The organism is Acinetobacter sp. WCHA39 (assembly GCF_002165385.1).
In the GTDB taxonomy this organism is placed as follows: domain Bacteria; phylum Pseudomonadota; class Gammaproteobacteria; order Pseudomonadales; family Moraxellaceae; genus Acinetobacter.
In genome coordinates this window covers 24,571-34,548 of record NZ_NHRP01000030.1, presented here as the reverse complement: position 1 = coordinate 34,548, position 9,978 = coordinate 24,571, and the positions used below count along the sequence as shown (strand labels likewise).

Sequence of the window (9,978 nt, the reverse complement as noted above, 5' to 3'; positions counted from 1 at the left end):
CAAAATGACCGCTATATTAACCAAGGGGGTCAGTTTTTAAATGCCATTAGGGGGTCATTTTTACACTGCCGCTAACAGATTCAAGGAAAAGATGGCTGGGTGAAACATCCACTGGATGAACAGCTACGTGCCAAAACACAAAACCAGAAACTCAGAACTATACCCGTCAGAATGATCTTCAACGATCCTGAACTGAACCTACGAGCCGACTACAGCCTGTTTGACCGCCAGACTGGACGTTTAATTTGCTCAGGCAATGGGGAAACCTGTCAGCGACTCGGACAGAATGGCATTGAGCAACATCCATGTCCATCACCTGATTTATGCCCACTCGCACAAGGTGGGCTGTGTAAACCTTATGGCAGGCTGTATGTCAATCTGGATGAATCGGATGAGTTTGGGACATTCATTTTTAGAACCACAGGTTTTAACAGTATTCGGACATTGGCAGCACGGCTGAGTTACTACCATGCGGCATCGGGCAATCTACTGTCATGCTTGCCATTGCAATTGACCTTACGAGGAAAAAGTACCACGCAAAGCTATCGTACTCCGATCTATTACGTGGATTTAACCTTGCGTGATGGGATCAACCTGCAAGAGGCAATTACCTCAGCCAAGCAGATTGATGAAGTGAGTAAGGCAGCAGGGTTTTATCAGGAAGCTCTGGATCATGTGGCACGGCAAGGCTATGGCAATGCCAGCTTTGAGGTGGGTGGTGATGAGGGGCTGGATATTGTGGAAGAGTTTTATAATGACCAGCAAAATGCTGTTGAGGTAAAGCCTGACGCAGCGTCCGTTCATCATGGAATGGATGATGTCACAGGCATAAAACAGGGGCTTCAGCAAAGTGTAAGGGCTGTAAATTAGGTCAAGGCCATTGGCAGAAAAATACAGAACTCGGGTTTGTATTGAGAGAAACACCTCTCGATCACAAACTGGGAGTAATAACATCATGTCAACTATTGAATATCAATATCAGGTTCTTAATATCAATGCTGTGATTGGAATTACGGCTTTAAGTCGTTCAACCATCTACGCTCTCATTAATCCCAAATCTGATTACTACGACCCAAGTTTTCCGAAACCTCTCCATTTGACAAAAAATCGGATTGGTTGGTTGTCACAGGAAATCAACGATTGGCTGGAGTCGAAGATTGCACAATGGGAGGGGGAGGCTCGCTTGATTTTTTGTTTTCAATACTACGCTGTTGCACTTCAATCTTGAGACCGCCAACATAATTATTATTGCTGGGCTGAAAGCGTGAAACAAATGTTATATAGTCTCAGCCCACATACACTTACTTTTTATTTTACGAACTCACCACCCAGCGAGTAATTAATGCTGTAGTCACTATACTTACAATAATAGCCAGCCAAAACAGGGTCATGCTAATACCATTACTAATACTTAATGTTTCACCAGTATCTAATTGTTTAAGCTGATCATCTGCAATATCATCTGCTTTCTTAAGCAATACGATTAATTCAGAAATCAGTTCTGGTGTAAAGCGATAAGGGTCAAATTTACCTAAATTATGAGTTCTTAAAAATGAGCGAACTTCTTTGTCAATGGTGGCGTACTTCATTTCCCATGATAAAAAACCAAACTCTTCAATCGTCTCAACCAATAATACTTTAAGTTCAGTGTGTCGCTGATCTTTTTCTAATTTGGCATATAGTGCGTCAATATCTTGTTTTTCCCCCTCTAAACACTGAAAAAAGCAACCATGCCCATAATATAGTGCACCTACTAAATTATTTTTTTTATTTTCTCGTCGAGCGACACTTAAAATTTGAGCAACCTTTTTGTCAACACCGTCTGCTCCACCAAACGGTTTGAAGGTTGCTTTACTGGCATAAGTCAACCGAATTAAATTCTGGGACATGGATTTTTTTCCTTACTGATATGCATAAATTATTATTTTATAATACCATTTCCACGAGGCTTTGTTGCACAAATCTATCTGTAAAGGGTTTTTCAGCGATATAATTTTCAAATGAAGAAGCCTACACACAAAATCTACCGCACAACCAATTGGCCCGCATATAACCGAGCACTCATGAGTCGCGGAAATATTGCCATTTGGTTTGATCCTGCTACGCAATGGTATGCGCCATAAAAAGGCAAACAAGGGCGAAATCAAACCTACTCCGACGCAGCCATCCAATGCTGCTTAATGATTAAATCCTTATTCCGTCTGTCTTTACGTATGGTCACTGGCTTTGTGCAAAGTCTGATTAAACTTTGCGGATTAAATTGGATAGCTCCAGATTACACCACGCTTTGTAGAAGACAAAAGCATATTGATATTGTAATCAGCTACCAAAAAAGTAGCGATGGGCTGCATCTACTCATTGACTCTACAGGCATGAAGTTTCTAGGTGAGGGCGAATGGAAACGCAAGAAACATGGACCTGAATATCGTCGCAAATGGCGTAAACTTCCTATTGGTATAGATGCTAAAACCCTACAAATACGAGCAGTTCAGCTTACAACCAATAATGTCAGTGATTCACAGGTGCTTGGTGATTTACTTAATCAGATTCCACAAGATGAGCAGATTAACTCTGTTTATACCGATGCAGCTTATGACACCAAGCAATGCCGTCAGGTCATTGCAGATCGGCAAGCGCATGCGGTGATTCCACCTAGAAAAAATGCGAAACCATGGAAAGATACAAAGAGTAGCTCGCTAGAGCGAAATGAATTACTTCGAACAATTAAACGTTTAGGCAGGACACTATGGAAAAAATGGTCAGGCTATCATCTTCGAAGTTTGGTTGAAACTAAGATGCATTGCATCAAATTATTAGGAGATAAACTCAGTGCAAGGAGTTTTGATAGCCAAGTGAATGAGATCCATGCACGTGTAGCAGTCCTTAACAGATTTACGGAATTAGGTCGACCACTTACCCAAGTTACGCCTTAAATTTGGCTCAATTAGGGGCGCTTTGCATTTCAAATCTTTGTGCAACAAAGCCTTTCAATACTATAAAAAATTATTGTTTTGAAAAGTATAGACATAATACAATAAACTATAAAATAGTTTTTTATTTTGACATGGATTGTAATGTGGTATATTACTTTTAAGTCTATCACTTTTAATTAATTTCTATTGTGTATTCGCAATGGTCAATTTCAATGTCAGTAACATCTTCGAGACTTCATCGACGACAGTGATTTCGTCGTAGAAAAATTTTAAGTGATAGATTTTATGAATTTTCTTCAGTTACAGACTACTCAGGACTTAGCCAATTTTTTTGAAATAGATTTAAAACACTTAATGTATTTGGTTCATGTTATGCCAGGGCATATTAAGTATAAAAGTTTTAAAATAATTACTAAAAAGAAAGAACGCTTGATTAGTAGTCCTTTTTTTAGATTAAAAAAAATTCAGTATCGTCTTAAAGAAGAGTTTGAAAAAATATATAAACCTAGAAAGTCTGTTTATGGTTTTATAAAAGATAAAAGTATTAAAGAAAATGCTATTAATCATTTAAATAAAAGATATATATTTAATATTGATTTACAGGATTTTTTTGGCTCTATTACTGCTATTAGAATTAAATATTTATTACAAAGTTATCCTTTTAACTTCCCATCTATAGTTGCAGAAATCATTTCTAAATTAATTTGTTATCAAGGTGTTTTACCTCAAGGTTCACCATGTTCGCCTATTATATCGAATATGATTGCCCATAGAATGGATGGGGAGTTAAGTTTTTTAGCAAAGAAAAATAATGCAACATATACTAGATATGTTGATGATATAACTTTTTCTTTCACCAAGAGATTTAAAGCATTACCTAAAGATATATTAACTTTTGAAAATGGGGATTTAAATGTAGGGGCGAAACTAGATCAAATTATTAACTCAAATGGCTTTATAGTAAATCAAAAGAAAGTAAGACTAGGTAAAAGAAGTACTCGTATGGAAGTTACAGGCATTACAGTTAATGAAAAACTAAATGTCCCTAGAAAATATATACGTAAAATTAGAACACTTTTACATTTAGTTGAAAAATATGGTGAACAAGAAGCTGATCGTATTTTTTCAACTTATAAGAGAACCCGTGTATCTAAGTACCCACCTAGAATTGAAAAAGCGATATTTGGAATGTTAACTTACTTAGCACAAATAGTAGGTTATAATAATATGGTTTACTATAATTTGGCTAAAAAATACAATTCTTTAGAATTTAAAAGTAAATTATTAATTATTAAACCTGTAGATTTACAGATAATAGATGCCTTATGGGTAATTCTTTTACCTACGTGTGAGGAAGGAACAGCATTTTCAATATCTAATAACCTAGTTGTCACAGCAGCTCATGTTGTTATTAATGAGGACACTAATCAACCTTTTGAGGAAATTCAAATATATAAAAGTTTTGCACAAGATCAAATATATCATTTAGAAGTACTTAAATATAATATAGATGCTGATGTAGCCATTTGTAAAATTATGGAAAATTATAAAGATGACTCTTTTTTTGAATTAGGTGGGAATATTGAAAATAAATTAAAACTTTTAGGATTTCCTCAATTTCAACCTAATCAACATAAACCTCACTCTGCTGATTGTGACTTAATGTTTAAAACAACAATAAAAGAATACAAATATTTCTCAATAAATACTCCAATTATTGGAGGTAATAGTGGAGGCCCAGTTATTGATTCCTGTAAAAGAGTTGTTGGGGTGGCTTCTAAAGGATATTTTGGGCAAGGTATAATTGACCAAGGAAGTTTAGTGAATAAAAGTATTCATGTAACTATTATGGGACATAATCTTTGTTCTGATATTCAAAATGTTAAAGATTTAATAGACTGAGTGTAAGGTGGCTTATGCGAGGCAATTGAATATCTAATCGTTTCAATTACCTGTATTGTATTAAATTTCAATAAATAACTTATTAAAACATTTAATTTATTTTTTTAATTACCACTCATAACTCAAAGCGGCAGTCAAGAGTCTCCCTAATTGCTTTTGTACATTTGATTGGGTGGTTTGCCGATCACCCCGCACAAATTTTAAAATCACTACCGACCCAGCAAGCCTTTTGTTTTTTGGAGCGTGTAGCTGTACCCCACGAGGTTGTAATCCCATCTTCGTGCAGACTGTCCACTTCTGCAACTCCTTTATCCACGATATAAACATGCAGTGTTTTCGTATCTCCAATCAGTGGATTCTGACTATTAATATTGCTTAAAGTAAATGAGCCACCTTTTTCAGCAATAAAATGGCATCTGCCTTTATAGGAGGTATGAACTGTGGTGATCTGACAGTCAATTGTACGTGGCTTGATTATGTTATTTGATGAACTATGATCAGGACTATTTTCTTCTACATTTTGAACTGGCAATGATGGGGGATTATCACTGATATTAGTTTCAGGTTGTATTACCTCAGCAAGCAGTGGACTACTATCATATTGAATATCGGGCTGTGCTGGAGCAGGAGACTGATCTGGGTGATTTAGGTTTGTCTGAATCTGATGACCTAGAGCCTCGATTTTTGCATTAATTGCCCAACCCTGATCAATTTCCCGATAATCCTCTTTGTCACCCTGAAACCAGCGCATATACAGGTTGGGACGCTGATCTTCAAACAACTTAATTTTTTGGTCAAGTAATGCCAACATACGGTTATAGTTAGCTTCGCCAATTTCAGTCATCGCTTGCTGCTTGTTGTCTATTAAACTTTGACGAGCTAGTTTGGTTTCGGCAATGGCAAATTTAAGTCGAATATCATTACATCTTATTGTGGTATCAGCAAAACAGCCTTTAACCTGATAGCCCAGCTTTGCATAATTGACTTCATTACATGCTGCTAGCATCACTGCTGACAGAATCAATAGATGATAAGGTTTCATGTATTACCCCATAAGTGTTGTCAGGAAATCTTCTTGTAGTAGTGCATAGCTGTCCTGACGATGGTTGTTATAGGTATTATTTCCTATTGATCATGACAGGTGATTGATTCTGCTTACCTGAATGATCAGATAGGAAATATCTGGATACTCTTGATCAGTAATTACAGCCCTGATTGTATTCGCCATCTTCATAGGTGAATGTAATGCTGTAGACAGGATCAGTTTTACCCTCAGCTTCAAAGACCGCATTATATTCACCCTCTGCTCCAATTCGAGTCGAGAACGTATATTGGTCTGCATAACGCAGTTCCTGAATATCAGTACAGCCACGTTTGAGCTTTGCTTTCACATTATTAAAGGTGTCTTTTTTGAGTTGAATCCGTTTGTCATTAACGACAGCAACCAAACTTGATGTATTCCCTGTGGTCATGGCACTCAGTTTTTGCAAACCATACTGGTTATAAGCTGCATAAACTTGGGTGCTGCCCAGTTTCCATTCATTGTATCCCTTGCCATTGGAAGAGGGTTTACCGAGTTTTTGGGTTAAAGTGCTACGTGTATCTTCCATCGTAACTTTTTTACCATTGATGAGCATGTGGTCAATGGCAAAGGCAGAGCTTGTGGAGGCTGTGAGTAAAGCTGTGATGATGAGTCTTTTCATGAGTCTTTCCTTGAATATAAATGTTTAAATTATTTGGAACGCAATACCAGTGCGCCAATAATGATGAGGATTAGAACGCCACCAATAAACTTGCCTACAGATGGGAACATGACCGCAGGCCAGACGATTCCCCGACCAATGTGATAAGCGAATGATTTGTAGCTGTATTGACCCCAGAAGTTCTGGTAAACCGTAAAAAAGAAGCCAATAATAAAATAGCCACCGATTACCCACCCCTTAATGTTTTCTTTCATTATTTATCTCCCCCTGTTGCAAAGTTCACCAGTAACATGAACAGCCCAAGCAAAATCATGAATCCAATAAAGGGTAAGCCCAGAAACGCAATAGCAATGATGACAACAATGATTCCTGCAATTGCCCGCATGGCTTACTCCTGCATACATTGCACGCCATACCGTACAATCTCATCCTGAAATTCGGCTGTTTGGCTAATGATGTAAAATTTCTCCTCCAGTCGATCTGCGCCATATTGATCTTCAATTTTTTCATAGACACATTCACAGGTAGAGCTATCAGCGCCACCCATTTTGCAGCCTTTTACGAATTCACGTTCAGATTTGCTGGCACAGCCTGATGCCCCAGTAAGGAAGAGGATAGATAGGATTGTTAAACAAGTTTTCATGATGACCCCCGTCATTTAATTTTTGGAATTGTTGTAGTGCTTTCGATTCAGCGAATTTGTGCAGCCAGATTAAACAGGCAGATGTAATAATCTCAATACTGATAGGTATTAAACATGCTAAAGATTTGCTGAATGAAAATCAGATGGCTAAGTTAAAAGCCTAAATTCAATCAAAAAATGAATGGGGATGGGGTATAACAGGGAATAGTAAGCCATGATAGAGTCCTTGCGTGTTAAACAAGTTCTGCCTATCACTGCTAAATGATGGTGGCAGAACGAAAGAGGGTTAGCAGACTGGTCACACAAGTACCCAGCACGCACGAATGCGTCCCCCTCTCGTTCCACCGCAGAGGGGTACGACAGGGCAAACAAAAAAAGGCTATAAGCCCTTTAATGCTCTCGTGTGGATCGGTCTGCTAAAACCGACTGACCATGAGGGCCAGCAGGGAAAGGATAATCGTGAGAGGTAGGTTAGTCAATTGTTATTAGAAAGGTTTGGTGATTATAAAGGCTAGATTTTGGTTGCTATATCCAATTTGCGATGAACAAAGGAAACCAGTGAAAAAATGTCTAGAGCATCCTGTTCTGACATTTGCCATACAATTTTGGGTGCATGTGCAGTTGGATTTCTTACTGTCCCAAACAGTCCTACTAAAATATTGCCAAAGCCTTTTTGTTCACTAATTTCTGTTTCTGTCTGTAAATTATTAATGGCTAAAATTGGGGCTTTGATTGAAAAAACAGTATTTACTAATTCTGCTCCATCTGTTCCAAGCCCTGAGAGGCTTCTTATTCTTTCTGCAACACCTTTAATTGCCTCAAGAACAGCATGAAAGTAATTGTCATTTAATAATTCTGCCTGACAATATTTAAAAATTTCAGCATGGGCTTTTCTATCCTCAAGTGTATGTTTCAAGGCATTTGCCCGTGCTAATGCACCTTTTAAGGTCGCTTCTTTGGTAATTCTACGAACCTTTCCATCATCACCCACCTCAAAACCAGAAAAAGCAAGAACAACGTTTAGCTCATTTTTACGCCAGTTAAATGTATCTTTATCTCTTGAGTAGCTAACAGGGTTCAATGCTCTGGTGATGAACATGATTAAATGGTTGCCGACTTCATAGTTATTTTGAGCTGTTATCAATGCATTAAACAGGCGTTTCCATTTTGTCATTTGTGGGGCTATATCCTGCAATTTACAGTCAGCAAGAATGTAGCCAATTTCTGATCCTGTAAGCCCTAATTGCGTATCAGCTAAAATCTTACATGCCGCTTGGAGGTGCTGAGCATCAAATACTTCTATTTTTTCCATACATAGCCTTAATTCTAGAGCTTCTGGTAAATATTCTCTCAAATTTTAAAACATGGTACCTTGTCTATCTCATGAATGAAATTTATCGGTCGAAGTCAAAATCATCTCTATTTCTATCTTTATCTCTTTCTTGGCTGTGCTTTGGTGTTTCCATTTTTAGCCAATAATCATAAGCATTGTCATTAATAAATGTGTTTTCGAGGATTGGTTCTAATAGATTATTGAGACCTACGGCAGCATTAAGGATAAATGCAGGTGGGGTTGAGGAATAGCTTATTCCTTGATGGATTCAACAGCTTCCTTGCGGAAGTCTAGATGTAAACCAAGCAAATTATCTCCTAAAGTTAATACCCAATTTTTACCGTATTGGTGCAGTATACGTCTTAGAGGGGATAGCATATTGTTTTCAGCCAATTCTGTTACAATCGGGGTAGATATTGCACTTACCCAACCGATTCTTTTATCAGCAACCACATCGTAAAAAGTACATGACTAGCGTGGTGAGTTAGTGCTGAAATTCTGATAAGCTGCTCAAGTTTGATCGACTTAAAACCTTGTGGCTGATGTGCATCATCAAAGTATTGTCGTTTTGCCTCATAAAAGGCAACACTTTCAACAAAATGAGTTGGAGTAAGTCAAACTTTGACTATCAAAGCAATATCGCCATATTTTGTTTCTAAATGGCTTTTTAGTTTATGGCATTCCCATTTTACCTTATGGGGCTTATCATCCCAAACTAGTTCAAATCCCAAGCCCTTTAAAGCAATGAGTATCTGTGTGGTAATATGATTCTCATCCCATCCCCCTATAGTTCGATTATCATAGCAACTTACTAGTTCCTTGCTGATACGTTGCAATGCTTCTTGTTGCCATTGATGAAAGTACATTTTATTTTCCTGAATATTTTTAATAAATACTAGCCTTATCAAATGGATATGACAAGGACAGTTAACTTTCTTTAATTTCATTAAGATAAATTATTGAGCTCTTTATTGCGATTCCTCCATTGGATGTGGGTAATGTTGGGCTAAACTGGCAAGATGTAAAAACCAAAAATAGAATTTGCTTTGTTAGATTTGCAGGATATAGACGTTCTAATTTTTGAACCAATTTTATAATCTGAAAAACGCTTACTGATTCGGTAATCCCTCCTAAAATTACGTCAAAATATCTCTTATTTATAAATTCTTAATTTCTTTAGTTATGTAAGTCTTTAATAAAAAAATTAAAAGTAGGCTTTTGTTCTGCAATAGTAACATAATCATAATCTATACGTTGTATCCAGTTCACAAGAGTTTAAGAAGAATGGATCACGCCTATTGTTGCGGCAAGTTAAACTTTTAATGAATGAATTGAGTGTGATTGATCGTTTCCAAATTCTTTTTCTAAAAGATGGCAATACAGGAGTTATCCTTACATGCAGCAAGTAACCAAGTCTCTGATTTTGCTTCGCTGACATTGTCGCACCTATTTATAAAACTTATA

At 37.2% G+C, this 9,978-nt stretch carries 10 protein-coding genes and 2 pseudogenes; 4 read left to right on the top strand and 8 right to left on the bottom strand.

Annotation, left to right across the window (positions count from 1 at the left end; translation table 11 throughout):
- Positions 1–75: 75 nt before the first annotated feature.
- Both CDG56_RS13365 and CDG56_RS13360 read left to right on the top strand, forming a co-directional pair.
- Positions 76–870, top strand: a pseudogene (locus CDG56_RS13365) (hydrolase or metal-binding protein); the annotation flags it as partial.
- Between the two features lie 85 nt (positions 871–955).
- On the top strand, positions 956–1,228 hold the full coding sequence (locus CDG56_RS13360) for a helix-turn-helix transcriptional regulator (protein ID WP_227519069.1): 273 nt from the start codon (positions 956–958) through the stop codon (positions 1,226–1,228).
- A gap of 85 nt (positions 1,229–1,313) precedes the next feature.
- Here the strand turns inward: CDG56_RS13360 and CDG56_RS13355 are convergent, their stop codons facing one another.
- A complete protein-coding gene (locus tag CDG56_RS13355) occupies positions 1,314–1,889 on the bottom strand; it encodes a BLUF domain-containing protein (protein WP_087548165.1) in 576 nt (191 codons plus the stop codon).
- Between the two features lie 111 nt (positions 1,890–2,000).
- Between CDG56_RS13355 and CDG56_RS13350 the strand changes: the two are divergent.
- A pseudogene (locus tag CDG56_RS13350) lies at positions 2,001–2,933 on the top strand (IS5 family transposase).
- Positions 2,934–3,218: 285 nt separating this feature from the next.
- Positions 3,219–4,835: a reverse transcriptase domain-containing protein gene (locus CDG56_RS13345; protein ID WP_087548164.1), complete on the top strand. Its 1,617-nt coding sequence runs from the start codon at positions 3,219–3,221 to the stop codon at positions 4,833–4,835.
- A 184-nt stretch (positions 4,836–5,019) separates the two neighbouring features.
- Here the strand turns inward: CDG56_RS13345 and CDG56_RS13340 are convergent, their stop codons facing one another.
- From CDG56_RS13340 to CDG56_RS13315, 7 genes are all read right to left on the bottom strand, one after another.
- Positions 5,020–5,877 carry a hypothetical protein gene (locus CDG56_RS13340; protein ID WP_087548163.1) on the bottom strand — a complete coding sequence of 286 codons (858 nt, stop codon included), beginning with the start codon at positions 5,875–5,877 and terminating at the stop codon, positions 5,020–5,022.
- Between the two features lie 154 nt (positions 5,878–6,031).
- Positions 6,032–6,538 (bottom strand): hypothetical protein, encoded by a 507-nt coding sequence (locus CDG56_RS13335; RefSeq protein WP_087548162.1) that lies wholly within the window; start codon positions 6,536–6,538, stop codon positions 6,032–6,034.
- A 29-nt stretch (positions 6,539–6,567) separates the two neighbouring features.
- The gene (locus CDG56_RS13330) at positions 6,568–6,792 is read right to left on the bottom strand and encodes a hypothetical protein (RefSeq protein WP_087548161.1); all 225 of its coding nucleotides are present in this window, start codon (positions 6,790–6,792) and stop codon (positions 6,568–6,570) included.
- Positions 6,792–6,923, bottom strand: coding sequence for a hypothetical protein (locus tag CDG56_RS17470; protein ID WP_004677576.1), 132 nt, complete (start codon positions 6,921–6,923; stop codon positions 6,792–6,794). Before CDG56_RS17470 ends, CDG56_RS13330 begins: the two co-directional genes overlap by 1 nt.
- A 3-nt stretch (positions 6,924–6,926) precedes the next feature.
- On the bottom strand, positions 6,927–7,181 hold the full coding sequence (locus CDG56_RS13325) for a hypothetical protein (protein WP_087548160.1): 255 nt from the start codon (positions 7,179–7,181) through the stop codon (positions 6,927–6,929).
- A gap of 511 nt (positions 7,182–7,692) precedes the next feature.
- Entirely contained in the window at positions 7,693–8,493 is an 801-nt protein-coding gene (locus CDG56_RS13320) for a TIGR02391 family protein (RefSeq protein ID WP_087548159.1), read from the bottom strand.
- A gap of 635 nt (positions 8,494–9,128) precedes the next feature.
- Entirely contained in the window at positions 9,129–9,380 is a 252-nt protein-coding gene (locus tag CDG56_RS13315; RefSeq protein ID WP_143225721.1) for a hypothetical protein, read from the bottom strand.
- Between the last annotated feature and the right edge of the window lie 598 nt (positions 9,381–9,978).